The organism is Parageobacillus galactosidasius (assembly GCF_002217735.1).
GTDB lineage: Bacteria > Bacillota > Bacilli > Bacillales > Anoxybacillaceae > Parageobacillus_B > Parageobacillus_B toebii.
Map to the genome: position 1 here is coordinate 1,340,523 of NZ_NDYL01000002.1, position 17,301 is coordinate 1,357,823.

Annotated in this window: 18 protein-coding genes and 1 pseudogene; 3 read left to right on the forward strand and 16 right to left on the reverse strand. The window is 42.3% G+C overall.

The genetic code is table 11. From position 1 onward, the window contains the following. Window positions 1–33 precede the first annotated feature (33 nt). The 6 genes from B9L23_RS16305 to B9L23_RS16330 all read right to left on the reverse strand — a co-directional run bounded on the left by B9L23_RS16305 (window position 34) and on the right by B9L23_RS16330 (window position 5,772). A complete protein-coding gene (locus tag B9L23_RS16305; RefSeq protein ID WP_089098022.1) occupies window positions 34–2,247 on the reverse strand; it encodes a DNA translocase FtsK in 2,214 nt (737 codons plus the stop codon). Window positions 2,248–2,321: 74 nt separating this feature from the next. Further along, window positions 2,322–2,927: a YtpR family tRNA-binding protein gene (ytpR, locus tag B9L23_RS16310; RefSeq protein WP_062755008.1), complete on the reverse strand. Its 606-nt coding sequence runs from the start codon at window positions 2,925–2,927 to the stop codon at window positions 2,322–2,324. Window positions 2,928–2,944: 17 nt separating this feature from the next. Further along, complete coding sequence (locus B9L23_RS16315) at window positions 2,945–3,742, reverse strand: DUF1444 domain-containing protein (protein WP_089098023.1); 798 nt, start codon at window positions 3,740–3,742, stop codon at window positions 2,945–2,947. A gap of 16 nt (window positions 3,743–3,758) precedes the next feature. Next, window positions 3,759–4,073, reverse strand: a complete 315-nt coding sequence (locus B9L23_RS16320) for a thioredoxin family protein (RefSeq protein ID WP_015864839.1) — start codon at window positions 4,071–4,073, stop codon at window positions 3,759–3,761. A 42-nt stretch (window positions 4,074–4,115) separates the two neighbouring features. Then, the gene (locus tag B9L23_RS16325) at window positions 4,116–4,634 is read right to left on the reverse strand and encodes a DUF84 family protein (protein ID WP_015864840.1); all 519 of its coding nucleotides are present in this window, start codon (window positions 4,632–4,634) and stop codon (window positions 4,116–4,118) included. 61 nt (window positions 4,635–4,695) lie between these two features. Then, window positions 4,696–5,772, reverse strand: a complete 1,077-nt coding sequence (locus tag B9L23_RS16330; protein WP_089098024.1) for a M42 family metallopeptidase — start codon at window positions 5,770–5,772, stop codon at window positions 4,696–4,698. A 130-nt stretch (window positions 5,773–5,902) separates the two neighbouring features. Here B9L23_RS16330 and B9L23_RS16335 point away from each other — a divergent pair, with 130 nt between their 5' ends. Then, window positions 5,903–6,199: a PepSY domain-containing protein gene (locus tag B9L23_RS16335; protein ID WP_015864842.1), complete on the forward strand. Its 297-nt coding sequence runs from the start codon at window positions 5,903–5,905 to the stop codon at window positions 6,197–6,199. Between the two features lie 61 nt (window positions 6,200–6,260). Here B9L23_RS16335 and B9L23_RS16340 read toward each other — a convergent pair whose 3' ends face one another. Then, on the reverse strand, window positions 6,261–7,106 hold the full coding sequence (locus B9L23_RS16340) for a YtnP family quorum-quenching lactonase (protein ID WP_089098025.1): 846 nt from the start codon (window positions 7,104–7,106) through the stop codon (window positions 6,261–6,263). A gap of 78 nt (window positions 7,107–7,184) precedes the next feature. Beyond that, window positions 7,185–7,847 carry a tRNA (guanosine(46)-N7)-methyltransferase TrmB gene (gene trmB / locus B9L23_RS16345; RefSeq protein ID WP_015864844.1) on the reverse strand — a complete coding sequence of 221 codons (663 nt, stop codon included), beginning with the start codon at window positions 7,845–7,847 and terminating at the stop codon, window positions 7,185–7,187. 210 nt (window positions 7,848–8,057) lie between these two features. Here trmB and B9L23_RS16350 point away from each other — a divergent pair, with 210 nt between their 5' ends. After that, complete coding sequence (locus tag B9L23_RS16350) at window positions 8,058–8,327, forward strand: YtzH-like family protein (RefSeq protein WP_041269962.1); 270 nt, start codon at window positions 8,058–8,060, stop codon at window positions 8,325–8,327. Here the strand turns inward: B9L23_RS16350 and B9L23_RS16355 are convergent. The 7 genes and pseudogenes from B9L23_RS16355 to pepV all read right to left on the reverse strand — a co-directional run bounded on the left by B9L23_RS16355 (window position 8,298) and on the right by pepV (window position 15,865). Beyond that, complete coding sequence (locus B9L23_RS16355) at window positions 8,298–9,083, reverse strand: phosphotransferase family protein (protein ID WP_062755018.1); 786 nt, start codon at window positions 9,081–9,083, stop codon at window positions 8,298–8,300. The two genes, B9L23_RS16350 and B9L23_RS16355, sit on opposite strands and share 30 nt — an antisense overlap. 253 nt (window positions 9,084–9,336) lie before the next feature. Then, complete coding sequence (pulA, locus tag B9L23_RS16360) at window positions 9,337–11,184, reverse strand: type I pullulanase (RefSeq protein WP_245842438.1); 1,848 nt, start codon at window positions 11,182–11,184, stop codon at window positions 9,337–9,339. 53 nt (window positions 11,185–11,237) lie between these two features. Continuing rightward, window positions 11,238–11,375 (reverse strand): annotated as a pseudogene (locus B9L23_RS21200) (RNA-guided endonuclease TnpB family protein); the annotation flags it as partial. Window positions 11,376–11,630: 255 nt separating this feature from the next. Further along, a complete protein-coding gene (locus tag B9L23_RS16370) occupies window positions 11,631–12,584 on the reverse strand; it encodes a nuclease-related domain-containing protein (RefSeq protein ID WP_081188742.1) in 954 nt (317 codons plus the stop codon). Between the two features lie 35 nt (window positions 12,585–12,619). Next, window positions 12,620–13,174: an RNA 2',3'-cyclic phosphodiesterase gene (gene thpR / locus B9L23_RS16375; protein ID WP_089098026.1), complete on the reverse strand. Its 555-nt coding sequence runs from the start codon at window positions 13,172–13,174 to the stop codon at window positions 12,620–12,622. 16 nt (window positions 13,175–13,190) lie between these two features. Then, a complete protein-coding gene (locus tag B9L23_RS16380) occupies window positions 13,191–14,369 on the reverse strand; it encodes an MFS transporter (protein WP_015864850.1) in 1,179 nt (392 codons plus the stop codon). Window positions 14,370–14,452: 83 nt separating this feature from the next. Continuing rightward, entirely contained in the window at window positions 14,453–15,865 is a 1,413-nt protein-coding gene (gene pepV, locus B9L23_RS16385) for a dipeptidase PepV (protein ID WP_081188744.1), read from the reverse strand. A gap of 263 nt (window positions 15,866–16,128) precedes the next feature. Here pepV and B9L23_RS16390 point away from each other — a divergent pair, with 263 nt between their 5' ends. Then, window positions 16,129–16,350: a DeoR family transcriptional regulator gene (locus B9L23_RS16390; protein WP_015864852.1), complete on the forward strand. Its 222-nt coding sequence runs from the start codon at window positions 16,129–16,131 to the stop codon at window positions 16,348–16,350. A gap of 180 nt (window positions 16,351–16,530) precedes the next feature. On the opposite strand, the gene B9L23_RS16395 is transcribed toward B9L23_RS16390, so the two are convergent. Beyond that, on the reverse strand, window positions 16,531–17,253 hold the full coding sequence (locus B9L23_RS16395; protein WP_089098027.1) for a pseudouridine synthase: 723 nt from the start codon (window positions 17,251–17,253) through the stop codon (window positions 16,531–16,533). Window positions 17,254–17,301: the final 48 nt, after the last annotated feature.

Here is a 17,301-nt window from a genome sequence, read left to right on the forward strand (position 1 = left end):
CTATGTCTTCATGTGATGTATAACACATTTCTATCATATCATACTATTTTCTTGCAAATTCGCCAATTCCTCTTCAGTAATTAATACATCTCGCGGTTTGCTGCCTCGTGCTTCAGAAATGATTCCTTGTTCTTCCATCATCTCTATTAAGCGGGCTGCGCGATTATAGCCGATGCGAAAATGACGTTGCAAGCTCGACGTAGAAGCTCCTCCTTGTTGCACAACGAATGCACAAGCTTCATAAAAAAGCTCATCTTCCTCATGATGAGCAACCGTCTTTTTGGCAAAATCGTCCTGCTGAAACAAATAAGACGGCGCCATCTGCGTTTTCACATGGGCCACTACCCGCTCAATTTCTTCATCAGATACGTAATTTCCTTGAACACGTACCGTTTTCGATGATCCATTTTCTAAAAACAACATGTCGCCGCGTCCGAGCAGTTTTTCCGCACCATTCGTATCGATAATCGTCCGTGAATCGACTTGGGATGAGACAGAAAAGGCGATTCTTGTCGGGATATTCGCTTTGATTAACCCGGTGATCACATCAACGGATGGGCGTTGTGTCGCAACAACTAAATGAATTCCGCACGCCCTTGCCTTTTGCGCAATGCGGCAAATCGCTTCTTCGACATCCGCCGGCGCTACCATCATTAAATCCGCGAGCTCATCGATGATAATAACAATATACGGGAGATGATGTTCTGGACTGTTTTTCTGTTTCACGAGCTCATTGTATTTTTGAATATCACGGACACCTGCATGGGCGAAAAGTTCATACCGCCGCTCCATTTCTTCCACCGCCCATTTTAGCGCTCCCGTTGCTGCCTTCACATCCGTAATGACCGGGCTGACAAGATGCGGAATATCATTATATGGAGCGAGTTCCACCATTTTTGGGTCAATCAGGAGCAATTTTACTTCATGTGGAGCAGCTTTGTACAACAAACTGACAAGCATTGCATTAATACACACGCTTTTTCCTGAACCGGTCGCTCCGGCAATTAATCCATGCGGCATCTTTTTTAAATCTGTTACTACTGGCGCTCCCGATATGTCAAGCCCAAGCGCGACCGTTAACGGGGATGGATTGTTTCGAAACGCATCGCTTTCTAAAATTTCCCGAATCCATACAGGCCGGCTTTTCAAGTTTGGAACTTCAATACCGATGGTGCGTTTTCCCGGAATCGGCGCTTCAATCCGAATATCTTTTGCTGCTAAATTTAGCTTAATATCATCTGCTAAATTCGTAATTTTGCTTACTTTTACCCCTAGGTCCGGCTGTACTTCAAACCGCGTTACCGTTGGCCCTTGTGTTGTGTTGACCACTTTGGCGCCAATATGGAAGCTGGCAAATGTTCGATTCAGACGTTCACATTGCTCGCGAATCCATTGCTCATCGCTTTCTTGGCTTCGTTTGGGACTCTCTAGCAGCGATAAGGACGGGAATTGATACCCGCTTGCGGCAGATTGTCTTTTTTCTTCCCACTTTTTCCGATCTTGTTTTAGCATAATAACATTGTATGGAATGCGAGAACGTGTCGAATGGGATGATTGTTTGCTCGCATGATGGTCGTTTTCGGGCATATCCGTCTTTGTCTCTTCTTTTTTTGCTGCTTCCGTTTCTTGTAAATTCGTCTCCTTTTCCGCCGCGATCGTTTCGATTTGTTCTTCCTCTTTTCCTTTTGGTGATTGGAATCCATCTTCTTTTTCTTGAGGAGCGTTGTCCACTGATTCTTTTTCGCTTGTTTCTAATCGTTCCGACGGCGTTGGTATCGGATCATTGATGTCATCTACTTTTTCTTCCGGTACAGATGGCAATAGATCTGTTGCACGTTCTATGGAGCTAGATGGCAGCTCCCATTCTATTACAGGTTCGTTCTTTTTCGTTACTCTTTTATATCCATAAACAGGAGACAGCACATCAGAAGGCCGGAACCGTTTTTTTTCTGAATCTGCCGAATGGTCTTGTTGGCTTTCCTTTACACGCCTTGGCAAATGATCGGAATTCCATACAGAAGAAACACGTTCATGATGTTCTTGCCGAAATGATGAATGACGGCGTTTCGATGTTGGTTCATCTGGAATAAGCGGAAACCGGAAGTTTCCTTTTGGATATTGATATGCCACCTTTACGTCCAATTGGGAAGAAGAAAGTTTCTCCCTCTGTTTTTTCTGCGACGAAACGTATTGTTCTTCTTCCTCTGTTTCCAGCAAATAACGAACGAATCGTTTTAACCATTTCATCGCTCAATCACTCTTTCAGTTAAATTCGTTTCGGAAAAAAAGTCACTAGAATCCATCTAGTGACTATCATCGCATTACCAAGTAAATGGCTGACCCACTTCATATTCATCGGATAATACTAAAATGCCTTTTTCTTGCGGAGCGTTTGGCAATTCCAATTCGCGCGCGGAACAAATCATCCCGTACGAAGGAACACCGCGCAATTCTGCCTCCTGAATAATAAGTCCGCTTGGCATCACCGCACCGATTTTGGCGACAACGACCTTTTGCCCTGCTTCCACATTTGGTGCACCACATACAATCTGCAATACTTCTGTTCCGACGTCCACTTGGCATACGCTCAATTTATCCGCATTCGGATGTTTCTTTTTCTCTTTTACATAACCAACTACAAATTTTGGAGAAAGATCGGCTTCAATCGTTTCGTTCCAGCCGTTTTTCTCTAATATATTGTTAATGACAGAAACAAGCTCCTCGTTCAGCTCCAATAAGCCGTTACCGTCAAAATGATGATAAGTAGAAGCTTGAAAAATATTATATCCTGCTGTTTCTCCTGTTTTTTCATCAAAGATGCGGACAACGTCTCCTTTTTTTTCAAACGCCCGCTGATCTGGCTGAATCGGTTTTAATGAAACGAGAAGTACATCGCCGACTCCTTGACGGTTATAAAATACGTTCATCCCCACTCATCCTTTCTTCATTTTTTGCGATAATTTTTTCCTAAAATAAAAATCGGTTCGAGTTCTCCATCTTCATATAAAAATGATAAAGCGGTGATCGGCACTCGTCCACTCGCAAAAAAGCTCATCGTCATTTGCGCGAGCACATCGTATCCAACTTCATTTTGCAAATCAGCAATAATCAGCACATCTTGATGAGGCACAGCAAGCGCCATCGTTCCCGTTATTTTCTTTTTCATTTTCGCTAAAAATGGCTCGTTTAAAATGCGGCTTGCGTCATAGCCATCATTTGTATTCACAAAATAAAACGTATTTCCGGCTACTTTGTCTTCTTTGACATGAACATCCAACGAACGGACATTAAAACGAGCAATTTCTTTTATTCGTTCTTCATTCCATTGTTCTTGTTCTATCATCTTTTTATCGATCAGCCGATACGTATTGCCCAAGTCAAGCGCATAATAAATGCGGGTTTCCGCCGTATGTTCATCATAAAGAAGCGGAATGCCTTCTTTTGTCTCCGTCGGGAACGATGTCGAGCGAATAACCGGGTAAATATCTTTTTCTTTGCCGGAAAGCGTATGTTTTTCATGCATGGTATTTAACGCTTGTTCAACGTAATATACAATTTCGTCAACCGCTTCGTCTTTTTGTTCGTGCCATTTCGCAATGACACCCGGAAGCGAAATCGTTACCCCTTTTTTCGTTTCTTTATCTTCAATGCGGAGCGTATCCTTTTTTCGGTCAAATTGAAACGTCCAATCATCGCGGGCAAGCCTTTTTTTTATTTCCTCACACATTTGTTTACTATCCATGGATATGCCCCCTATATTATGACAAGCTCTGGATAAACCGTTCAACTTCCTCTTTCGTTTTGCGATCTTTGCTGACAAATCTGCCTAACTCTTTGCCGTTGTCATAAGCAATAAAGCTTGGAATGCCAAAAACGTTTTCTTGCTGACATACTTCGAGCAATTGGTCGCGATCAACGTAATAAAACTCATATTCGGAAAAAGCCTGCTCGATTTCCGGCAAAAATGGTTGAATAAATCGGCAGTCCGGGCACCAATCGGCAGAAAAAACGAATATTGCTTTTTTTGTTTTTTTCACTTCCTCATATTGTGCTGCTGTTTCAATCGTTTTCATTGATAAAAACTCCTTTCTATGTCTTTTTTATGATATCGCGAATCAGTGATTTTGACAAAAAAATTCATACTGACCGACTAATAACTGAACAATATGTCGAAACATGCCGGCACGATCGACATAACCGTTTGTAAAAACACCGATCGCTCCTTCTTTATGGCGGATGTTTCTTTCTCCTGTATATTCCGCCATCACATCTCCGAGTTCTCTGCCAGCACGAATTCCTTTTGCCACTTCAAAAGGAAGCGGAATGCGCGCTCCGCCGGCGGTAATAACGGTGCCATCACGGTCGGCAAGCGCTCCCCAATTGCAAAGCCATAACTCTCCGTCTATCTCCATCACACCGCCTTCCAAACCGATGCCGATGTCCGCGTTCTCTTTTTGTAGCGCGTGTTTAGCTCGATTTATCGCTCCTTGACGCGTTTCGTGGTCGGAAATCGGCTGGGCGGAAACATCCGATGGAACATCCGTCGGTACAAGGGTATAATGTTCCGAAGAAAAAATGCTGCGGACGGCCGCCACCTTTGCTTGATTCGTTGTGCCAATGGCAATGATTTTCAATGCTTCCCACTCCTTTTTACGGAAAAAGAGAAGTCTTGTCAAACAAGACTTCTCATATTGATTAGCTGTTTTTCTTAATTGCATCGACTGTTGCTTTATCACACCGCTTTACAAGTTCAATAAGCAGTTGCTTTGCTGCCTGATAATCATCGACGTGAATGATCGACGCATGTGTATGAATATAACGGGAACAAATACCGATCACGGCAGAAGGCACTCCACTGTTGGCGATATGCACTCTTCCGGCATCCGTTCCTCCACCCGGTGAAACGAAAAATTGATATGGAATGCCGTGCGTTTCCGCCGTATCTAATACAAATTCACGCATACCGCGATGAGTCACCATCGAACGGTCATAAATGCGGACAAGCGCCCCTTTTCCAAGATGCCCAAATTCTTTCGCGTCTCCGGTCATATCGTTCGCCGGGCTTGCGTCTAACGCGAAAAAGATATCAGGCTGAATCATGGTTGCGGCGGTTTGCGCCCCGCGCAACCCGACTTCTTCTTGGACAGTAGCACCTGAATATAGCACGTTTGGCAGTTTCTCATCCTTCAACTCTTTCAACAATTCAATCGCCAATCCACAGCCATAACGATTGTCCCACGCTTTTGCCAAAATTTTTTTCGGATTGGCCATTGGGGTAAATGGACAAATCGGTACAATTTGTTGTCCTGGTTTAATCCCCATTTTTTTCGCGTCTTCACGGTCATCAGCACCGATGTCGATGAGCATGTTTTTGATCTCCATCGGCTTGTTTCGTTGTTCTTCGCTCAACAAATGCGGCGGAATCGAGCTGATCACTCCAACAACTGGACCATGATCGGTAATGATTTGTACGCGCTGTGCTAACAATACTTGATTCCACCAGCCGCCAAGCGGCTGAAAACGAATCATACCGTTATTGGTAATAGCGGTGACCATAAAGCCGACTTCGTCCATATGCCCCGCGACCATCACAGTCGGACCGTTTTCATCGCCGCGTTTGACGCCAAAGATGCTGCCAAGCCGGTCTTGTACGACTTCATCCGCGTACTTTTCCAGCTCTTTGCGCATGAAATTCCGCACCGCATGTTCATTGCCTGGTGCTCCCGGCAATTCGGTCAATGTTTGAAACAGTCGAAGCGTTTCTACATTCATCGTTCTTAACTCCTTTTTTCTAATCATTTTTATTGTAACGAACAAGTAAACGTTTTTCCACTTTCCTTACATTCTTTGGTGAAATCGGATATACTAAACGGTAGACAAGAAACTGCGGAGGTCTCTACTAATGAACTGGAAAAAATTTATAGCTGGTATGGCCGTTGGATTTATCGCGGCATACGTCGTTGAAACGAAGCGAAAACAGCGAATGATTTCTTCGGAAAAAGCACTTTCACTAGCCAAAGCAGCCTTTTTGCAACAAGCGCCAATCAGCGGCTCATGGATTCAAACAAATCCGGAAACATACGAAAAAAACAATATCATCTACACGGTGTACAAAGGAGGCGTCTGCCGTGATCATGAACAATACGAATTTGTCATCGACGCCTATACGGGAACCATCATCGAAACGAAACCGCTTTAAGACCGTACGGGTGCCCCCATCCCAACAGGAGGCATCCCTTTCCATTTTCAATGGATCAAAATCACAGGCGGTTTCGATCAACATGGGCGATGATGTTTCCGTCCTCGTCCCACTTTAGCGCACGATAATACGCATCGTGATAAAACGTAAACCACGCCTGTTTTTCGACCGCATATGGGATCCATTTTTGTTTTTCAAAAACCGATGTCATTGGATAATCATCATATGCCATTACCCATAATACATTTTGATGGGCGTGCGTCGCTAACAAATCACCCATATGAATCGCCATTTCTCCATCTGATTCGATCAAAATAATCGAATGCCCGTCACTATGTCCTCCGGTATGTACCATTTTGATCCCGTTTGCTACTTCTTTCTCTTTTTCAAATGGGATGACTTGCTCGGCGATCGGTTCCCAATTTTCCTTCCAATATGTATTACGCGAGCGAATGTTTGGTTGTCTCATTTCGTCCCATTCTCTCTGTGACGTAATAATTTCCGCGCGCGGAAAAGCAGAAACAAGCCGATCTCCTTCCCATTTTGTCAAGCCGCAAGCGTGATCAAAATGCATATGTGTCATTAGAATGATGTCAATATCATCCGTCGACAGCCCCAGCTCGTTGAGAGACTGTTCGAGTTTTGATTCCTCCGTTACGCCGAAATTCCGTTTTTGTTTATCCGATAATTTTCCATTGCCAATCCCTGATTCAATCAAGATATTTTTTCCATTCACTTGTACGAGAATAGGATCGGTACGCAATTCAATTTGATTGTTGTCATTAGACGGATACTTTTTCGACCAAAGCGGCTTCGGCACAACTCCGAACATTGCTCCACCATCTAAATGTGTTACCCCTCCGTTTAACCATGTCATTTTAATTTTTCCAATTTGCAATTGTTCCATTTCCCCATCACCTCGCTATTTTAGTGTATCATTTCTGCAAATATTTCGAAAACAAAAAAATAAAGGGCTGTCTTTTCTTCAAAGACCAGCCTTTTGATGCTTTGGCGGATATTTTACTTCACATCGGTAAATGCGATTTCCTTTTGCTGAAAACTTTTCTTCATATTCCGTCATCACATTTCCTTCAAAATCACTATTGTGTAAATCCAAACTTACGTATGTCAGCACTAATCCATATTGTGAAAAACTAACAAGCGAATATTCAAAAAAGGCTTGATTATCGGTTTTAAAATGAATTTCTCCTTCATCCACTAACACTTTCTCATACAACTCAAGAAACGCACGATACGTTAATCGCCGCTTTTCATGCCGTTTTTTCGGCCATGGGTCGGAGAAGTTTAAATAAATGCGTTCGATTTCTCCCTCCGCAAAAAAATTCGTTAAATCTTTCGCATTCACATTTAATAAACGCAAATTCGGCAATTCATTTTCAATGAGTTTATCTAATGCAGAGACAAGTACACTTGGGTACAGTTCAATACCAATATAGTTAATGTTTGGATTTGCTTTCGCCATTTCTGTAATAAATTTTCCTTTTCCTGTACCAATTTCGATATGAATTGGGTGATCATTGCCAAATAGCTCATTCCATCTTCCTTTATGTTCTTCTGGATTTGGAATAACATATTGCGGATATGCAGCAATTTTTTCTTTTGCCCATGGTTTATTACGTAGACGCATACGGACACCTCTGTTTCTTTGTTTATCGTTGTCAACGATATCATGAATAAGCACAAATATGCAAGCTCATTTATCAACGCCTGGGACAAAACTTTTTCGCCATAAAAAAACACAGCCGTGCGTACGACTGCGAAAAACGAATGATAAAACCCCCTATATCTGCGCATATTATAAATGTATAGCATACTTTTTCAAAGGATGGTGGTAGTGTTGCCACTAAATCACGAGCATCAAATCACCATATTAAAAGATATTTTATCGGAACATCAAGCTGACTGCTGCGGCACCGTCTCCGAATGTGAACAAATCGAACGGCTCGTAAAATCATTGATGGGAAATGAACAAGTGCATCCGAAAATAAAAAGCGTGCTTCCAAACATTTACACATACGGACAAAACGGAAAGTATAGCGCTGATTTAAACTCTCACATTTTATCCCATCAACAGCAATTATCGGAGTGGGTCAATCAGCTTACGTAGGAAATGCAGCGACTGTTGCATTTCCTTTTTTGCATTTTTTTCTTTTTGCCATATAAGCGAGTGAAGGGTTTGCGCTATAGTATACCATTTCATGCGAAAACGCAAATCATCGGTTAACTTAAGGCCGTAAAGTTCGAGCCAATCTTCCCATTTTTCTTCAGGAATATAGGAATAAAGCAACATCCCGATATCAATGGCCGGATCGGCAATCATCGCACCATCCCAATCAATTAAGTACAATTTTCCATCTTCAGCAAGCAGCCAGTTGTTATGGTTAATATCACAGTGGCAGACGACATACTCATCACATTGAAGTGAAGACATATGCTGTTCAAGCCAATCGAGTGCCTGTTCCACTAACGGCTCCTCAAATGAATGGGGAGTGAATTGCTCTTTTAGTTTTTCCATCATCATCTCTGGCAGTAATGGCGTTTTTCCTAACCTTCTCAGCATTGTTACTAAATCTTTGGAACGATGAATTTTCCGCAATAAGTTCGCCACTTGTTCACTTCCCATATCTTGTGGCTTCAATTCCCTTGCGTTCAACCACTGTTGAGCGGTAAACACATCGCCATTTTCCATTCGCTTCGTCCAAATCAGTTTTGGGACGATGCCTTCCGCTGATAAAACCGCAAGAAATGGCGAAGAATTCCGTTTTAAAAACAACTTTCTCCCCTCATATTCCGCAAAATACGCATCTCCAGTTGTGCCGCCAGCAGGAGTGATGTCCCACTCCTTTCCTAGTAACTGTTCCAAAGCAAGTTCACCTTCGACTTAAAAAAATAAGAGACAGCATCACCTGATTTCGTATTTTCAGACAATAGCTGTCTTACTAGATTTTATATGGAAGAGCTTTTTTTCGTCAATTCACATTTTTATTTTCCGCAAACAAAAAGACATCCAAGTTTCCGTTCTTGCTCGTTTATTTTACTTGTATTATACTGAAATATCGCCACATCTTGCAAATGTTTTGTGTGTTTTGTAAAAAATAGGAAAGATATGTTTATGTTTATTTCACAAGCACCCATGTCCCAATTCCAGCCAAGTTTATTTGTTTACGCACGGAAAACAGTGGAACCGTTCCGCTGTGAATCCCGTCACAAATGACATGCCATTCTTCTTCATCAGGTAGAAAAACAGATTGTTTTTCTTCTTGATTATGGTGAATAACAATAATATCGCGCCAAGGTCCATATTGCTGTACATCGCGAAGATGGTATGCGATGATGGATGATGGCACGTGCTCAAGGAAAAAAAGGTGATTGTTTATCTCTGCTTCGGTAGTAAATCGGAAAGCACGGTGGGACTTTCGGAGCTGAATAAGCCCTTGAACATAGCGGACATCGTCTTCATGCTCGCTCTTTCGTTTCCAGTCGATTTGATTAATCGAATCGGGAGCATTATAGCTATTTTCTACTCCTTGCTTTGTCCGATAAAATTCCTGTCCACTATGCAAAAACGGAATTCCTTGCGAAAGCAGCACGATCGCTGTCGCTAATTTTTGCCGCTTTTTTCTCGTTTGTTCATCTTCATAACCGTTAGCGATCTCCATTTTATCCCAAAACGTATGGTTATCATGTGACTCGACATAATTAATCGTTTGGGTTGGATGAAGAAACAGCCCGTGTTTCTTGCGAACGCTTCCGCTAATCGCCACTTTCACCTTTTCGCCATCATTGGAATTGCCTAGTGCAAATCCTCGATCAAACAGATGGAATGTGCTTCCTTTGACACTGTCACGGAAATAATCGTTAAAATAGGCAATACGCGGCAATTTTTCCGCGTTTTGCATCGTTGCTTTCTGTTCGGACGGAAGCGGTGTCGGCAAATCCCATCCTTCTCCGAGTACAAGAATGGACGGGTCGAGTGTATCAAGCATTTCACGAACCGCTTTCATTGTTTCGATATCTAAAATCCCCATTAAGTCAAAGCGAAATCCATCGACATGATACTCTTCCGCCCAAAATCGCACCGAGTCTACAATCCATTTCCGCACCATTTTTCGTTCGGAAGCAATATCGTTTCCAACTCCGGTGCCATTAGCCGGATTGCCGTATGCATCATAGCGGAAATAATATCCAGGAACGATTTTCTCGAATGAAGACTGCTCGCGCATATAAACATGATTGTAGACAACATCCATAATGACACGAATGCCCTGTGCTTGCAGCGTATGAATCGCCTGCTTTAATTCGCGGATACGAGCATACGGATCATTCGGGTCGGTCGCATAACTCCCTTCCGGAGCGTTATGATGAAGCGGATTGTATCCCCAATTATACTGCTGCAATGGATGGCGCTCATCCACTCCGGCAAAATCATTAAATGGGAGCAATTCTACATGAGTGACGCCCAACTCTTTTAAATAAGAAAGCCCTGTTGTCGTATTATTTGGCCCCTTTGTTTCCAGTTCGGTCAACCCTAAATATTTCCCTTTATGCATAATACCGCTTTCCGGATGAATCGTAAAATCACGGATATGCATTTCATAAATAATCGCGTCAGTTGGGGATGAAAGCGGAGGGACGGATGGTTTTTCGATGCGTGTCTTCGCTAAATCGATAATAACCCCATACTCCCCGTTAACCGAAACAGCAACCGCATACGGGTCCACGGCTTCACGCCAAACAGCGTTCACACATACGACATATGTGTAATAGATCCCTTCCATATCACCGAATACAGTCGCCGTCCATACTCCTTTTTCCAATCGTTCTAACGGTATATAGTCGGCTTTTTTTGTTTTTGGGTCAATCAGCTTTACTTTTGCCTCCGTTGCCGTAGGCGCCCAAACTTTGAAGGTTGTTTGCTCCTGCGTATACGCAACTCCTAAATCGCCGTCGTGAACTACCCCCACTTAATTTTCTAGCGAAAATTTGAAGTGGGGGCTTCCAAAGAAGTTTGACTGCTTTAGGCAATCCTTATTCTTTGAGGCGTGTCCACTTCGCCGCTAGAGCATAAGACACTCAGGTCTACAGCTTTACTTTTCTTTAAGATGTTTAATGCGCCATTGACATCAGCATTGATTAGTTTGCCAGACTTCCGACGTTGTACATGTTCTTGGCAATATGGCACAGTTCTCGAAGAGTCAAGTATTCTTCTTTGGTCAAACCATTTAGCTGTTGTTTGATACAAAAATACATTTTTTCACCTCCCATCTAACTATATGATACTATATTTTACTGAATCTATCCTATTTTCAGCAAAATATAGTTAAGGCGATTCATCTCCCACTTACTCCGCTTCGCTTCGTTGAAGTGGGAGTCTTCTCGCCTAATTAAGATAAAAAAGGTGTAATTAGCTTTACACCTTTTCTTCATCCGTATTCCAATTTGTTCGTATATCATAGTGACTATAGCAATGGCGCAACAAAAAAGATGCCGCTTTTAATTGCACATGCTTCAACGGAATCGTTAATTCCCGCAAAGACGAAAACCAACGTTCATAATTTCGTTTGTCAATAAACTGCACATTGCTAAAAGTACGGTGATCATCGATATAGCCATAACGATTCACCACTGCTTTTTTGATAGGAAAATCAATATGGTACTGTTTATATATATCTGCCACTATTTTTTCCATTCGTTGCAAAGCGATAACCGGATTGATTTTTTTCTTTTCTTCCCGCTTCGTTATTTCCGTCCAAAAACGGTCTGAAGACGCTATGATAATATTATCTTTTTCCCCTTCGGCAAACGTAATACACCATGTTGTGGTCGGACTTAATAAAATGACATCTAATTCGACCGGAGCGCTTTTGACCAAAAATACGGGTTTGTATAAACATAAATATGTGTCGGGAAAACGCTGTAAAAAATATTTCAACCTTTCTTCATAGTAAAACTTTTTATTTACCTTCGATTCATACCATATCGTAGAGCTTGCCCATTTTAATTGCAATTCGAACATATTTTCCAAAAATAAAATTTTTAATTCATCTATATTTTTTGCTTCCGCAATCATGGTCGACAAGCTCTCTTCTTCGTTCCAATCATTTACTTGCGATTCTGTTGCTTCTTCCAATACGGAAGAACGGCGAAACCATTTTTTCATCCGCTCCAACAATGACGGTTTTTCTATTAACCATTCCCACGTTTCATCCGGTTGAGGAGCATCATTATTCCTTCTATTGTTTTCCCATTGTTCTTTCGTCTGCTCCCATTGTTTTTTCTTTAGACGAATAAATTCACTTGTGTAGCGGTACACATCCGTTTCATACCTAGAAATATAGTCTTGAAGCTTTATTAATTGGCCCACACTCACAACACTTCCTTCAAATAAGAAGTTTACTTTTAGAAAAGCGGGAACAAAGCGCGCGCTTCATATTTTGGTGTTCGCTCTAAATGGGTTTGATATAACACCATTTCATGAACGGAAAAGGTCGCCGTTACTCTTGATTTCTGTTTAAGCGCATCTAAGCGAAACTCTTCATTTCCTTGCCATTTGCGAGCAATCGTAATATGCGGGGTAAACGGCCGTTTGTCTAAAGAAAATCCGATATCGATACAGGCGGTATACACATCGCGTTGCAGGGCAAATAGTTTTTCTTCTTTTTCCACCCCTTGCCATAAAATCCTCGGCGCTGTTCGATTTCCAAATGTATGTATTTCTGATAAGGATAATGAGAATGGAGCGTGGCGCTTTGCCACTTGCGTCATTGTTTTGCATATCGCGTCCAATTTTGCAGGTGGAACGTATCCTAAAAATGCTAATGTAATATGGTAATCTTCTTCATGCACCCATGAACGAAATGGAAAATGGGAAACGATTCCATCTCTCCATTGTGAAATCTGTTTTTTTACTTCGCTAGCGATAGGGATAGCGATAAAATAATGCGTTTTTTTCATCGTTCTCCACCTTTTCTTATGCCGAAGCTTTTTTCTTATTCAGCAAATGAATGCACACTAATGAAAGCATGCCGACAAACGTGCAAATGCTGAAAAATAAATATATAGCCCCAATATGATAACGTTCAAGCATATATCCACCGATAAATGTACAAAACCAAACGCCTAACCCATTGCCTACGGCGGAATAAAGGGATACTGCTGTCGCCCTTACTTGTTTTGGCGCAACATCACGTACGTATTGAAGCGCCGCGGGAATAGATAAGCCGACGGAAAGACCTTGAACAATCGTTGTCATATATACGAAAAAGAGCGGCGGCTCGAAAAAATAAAACAGCCAACGTAAACATGATACAGCAGTAGCAAACATTAAAAGTGGAACCATCCCAAACCGATGAATAAGTCCATCTGTCATTTTCATAAATGGGGCTTCACTTCCCGCCGCCAATAAAAACGCCAAGCCTATTCCCGTCAACGTACCACCAAGCTGTTTAATGAATATCCCAAAATAAAAGTTATTCGCTAAAATAGGACCAAAAATAAAGAAAGTAGCGAGCAACAATAATACAAAATGAGGAATTCGAAACAGCTGCGCCATACCGCGCAGCGCTTCCGCTTTCATCGTTTGGCTTTCTTTTGGAAGCCGGCTGGCGAGCAAGCCGGACAGTATTAGCATAAACGAAAACAAATAAAAAATGACAACAAGCGCAATGCGGTCTGATAGCCACCCGCCAATCAGTACGGCAACAGCAAAGCCGATCGATCCCCATAAACGAATAGATCCATACTTTTCGCCATTCTTTTGCGCATAATGAAGCGTAATGCTGTCGGAAATCGGAACGATCGCGCTTTGGGCGGATGCCAGTAAAACAGCCATGACAATAAGCCAATGATATTCATGCACAAATGAATACATTAGTCCAATGAATGAAGTAGCTAATAGTGCGATTGTCAGAACGAAAACCGGTTTACGTGTATAATCGGTAATCATTCCCCAAATCGGCTGTACAAAAATCATTGTGACTGGACTTATGGACATAATGACTCCAATTTCTGTTCCCGAAAGACCGACCACTTCTTGTAAATATACGGATAAAAGCGGAAATAATGCTCCGAATGCAAAAAATACAAAGAAATAAAATAACGAAAATGTGGACTTACCAGTCGATTCCCCTCGTTTTAACGCTGCCTCCATACTTGATTCCGCATCCTTTCATGAAAAAGCACCGCCCTAAAAAGAGCGGTTTTTCTTTATCGTAACATATGTTTAGAATTTTTTCATTTTGCTAATTCATAAATTGCCTGAGCGTAAATCGCCGTTGCTTTCAATAAATCATCGATCATGATATATTCATCCTTTTGATGCGCCACATCCGGCCGTCCCGGAAACAGCGGTCCAAACGCTACTCCCGCTTTCAGCGAACGGGCATATGTACCGCCGCCGATGGAAAGCAAGGAAGCGCGTTCTCCTGTTTGTTCTTCGTATACGCGTTGAAGCGTCTTTATAAGTACATGATTTGGATCAACATAGTGCGGTTTTGAATCGCTAAAATGTTCCAACGCAAAACCATGCTGCGCTGCGATGTTCTGTAGTTTTTGCTTCGTTTGTTCTATATCATTGGTGACCGGATAGCGTATGTTAATGCCAAGCTTTCCTCCAGCTTGCGCATCATATGATAATATTCCAACATTGACTGTTAAATCGCCGGTAATCTCATCGTTGTAAGCAATGCCTAACGCTTTTCCACGAGAATCGGCAAAGAAATAGTCCGTCACAAAACGGATAAACGATTGCGCCTGCGTATCCAACGCAACATCTGATAGCCACTTCGCCAGCCATAAACCTGCATTTTTCCCGTTTTCTGGTTCCATCGCATGAGCGGAAATTCCTTCTAATTGAAGAGTAACGGTATTGCCTTCCACAACAGCATTTCCATTCATGCTCGTTTCATGAAGAAACTGGCGATACTGCTGTTCGATTTCTTGTTGCCGGTCTGCACGAACGAGCAATACCGCTTTAGCAAAGTCAGGAACCATATTATAACGTCGTCCTGCCTGGAACGACTGCAGCCGAATTTCACTTTCTTCCTGTGTTCCTATTGATGGCTTGCGCAAATCCATATCGACAATTCCTTTTTCCGCGTAAATAATCGGAAAATCCGCATCCGGAGCAAATCCCATTGTCGGCATTTCCTCATGCTTAAAATAATGTTCGACACAACGCCACTTGCTTTCTTCATCTGTTCCAACAATCATACGCACTCGTTTTTGCAATGGCAACCCGAGTTCTTTCACAATTTTCATAGCATAAAATGCTGCCATTGTCGGTCCTTTATCGTCAATCGCGCCGCGAGCATATAATTTCCCATCACGGATTTCTGCAGCAAACGGGTCGCTTGACCAGCCATCTCCCGGTGGTACAACATCCACATGGCATAATACGCCGATGAGTTCCTCTCCTTGCCCGATTTCAAGATGTCCCGCGAGACCATCGACGTTTTTTACCGCAAACCCTTCTTCTTGGCCCCTCTGCAATAAAAACTGCAACGCCTCGTATACTCCTTGTCCAAGTGGGGCTTCTTCTGTTGCATTCTCTTCATCGAGAACGCTCGGAATGCGCAATAGCGCCTGCGTATCTTGAATAAGCGCCTCTTTTCGCTTCAATACCTCTTCCATCCAATCGATATTCATCGCCATTCTTCCTTTCTTTTTTCATTTTTTTCTTGCTGCAACCGTAACATAAACGAAGAAATGAAGTCAAAGTTTTCTTTTTTTACGATAATATTAATATCTTATTAAAAAATATTGAAATATTTTGTTAATATCGGTAAATAGGTAGCATTTTTCATCTATTTTCGTGTAAAATGATAGTAAATCACAGCAAGATATAATCTCTCATCTCAGAAGCAGCGATGTTGTGCCATGCGAATTATGCAATGATAGGGAGTGGTTTTTTGAAACCTTCAACACATCGTATGCTAACACGGATTAAATCCGTATACATGTACATTAGTGAGAAAGGAACCGTAACGACACAAGAGCTTGTTGATGAGTTTGGCACCACCCCAAGAACGATTCAGCGTGATTTAAACGTGTTAGCGTATAACGACCTAGTTCGCAGCCCTAGCAAAGGCAAATGGACGACAACCAATAAGAAGGTACGAATATCTTCTTAATGGGTGCGAAGAAGAGAGAGAAAGGTGAGAGGTTATAGCGAGACAAGAATAAGCCTCAACATGCCAAAAAAGAATACGTATTAGTTTGCATATAAAAGGAACCTAAGTGCGGTTCCTTTTTTTTCAGCTTTAATCCCAGAGAAGCCTCTCCTCCTCTAAACGGAGTGAAGGGAGGAAGGTTCATGGGCGAAATTGTTTTAACATCTCCACTTCCTCATCCGTCAATTCTCGATATTCACCAAGATCTAGCAACGGATCAAGCACAAGAGGCCCCATTTGAATCCGTTTTAAGTAAACGACCCGTTTACCTATCGCCCGGAACATTCGCTTCACTTGGTGAAACTTTCCTTCTGTGATCGTTACCTCCACATCCGAACGAAGTCCCGATTTTAAAACCACCAGTTCCGCTGGCTTTGTTTCATAACCATCATCCAACACCACCCCGTGGCGGAATGCCGCCACATCTTCCTCTGTCACTTCCCCCTCAATAACGGCAAAATACGTTTTCGGCACATGCTTTTTCGGGGAAAGCAGCTGATGAGCTAATTGCCCATCATTCGTCAACAATAAAAGCCCCTCTGTATCTTTATCCAGACGCCCAACTGGGAATGGCGAAAACACGCGATCTTCCTCTTCTAGCAGGTCAACAACCGTTTCTTCCACCACATCTTCCGTCGCCGAAACGACTCCCGGCGGTTTGTTCATCATTAAATAAATAAATTCTTTATACTCCACTTCTTTTCCCCGCACTGTCACGACCTGCTCCGTCGGGTTGACTTGTGTTTTCGGATCTTTGACCACAACCCCGTCAATTTTGACGACTCCTGATTTCAGCAATTTTTTTACTTCTTTTCTTGTCCCGTACCCCATGTTGGCGAGCATTTTATCAATACGCAATCCCAATGTTTTCACCACCTTTTAAAAAATTTGCTTCAATTAGGCGTTTGTCTA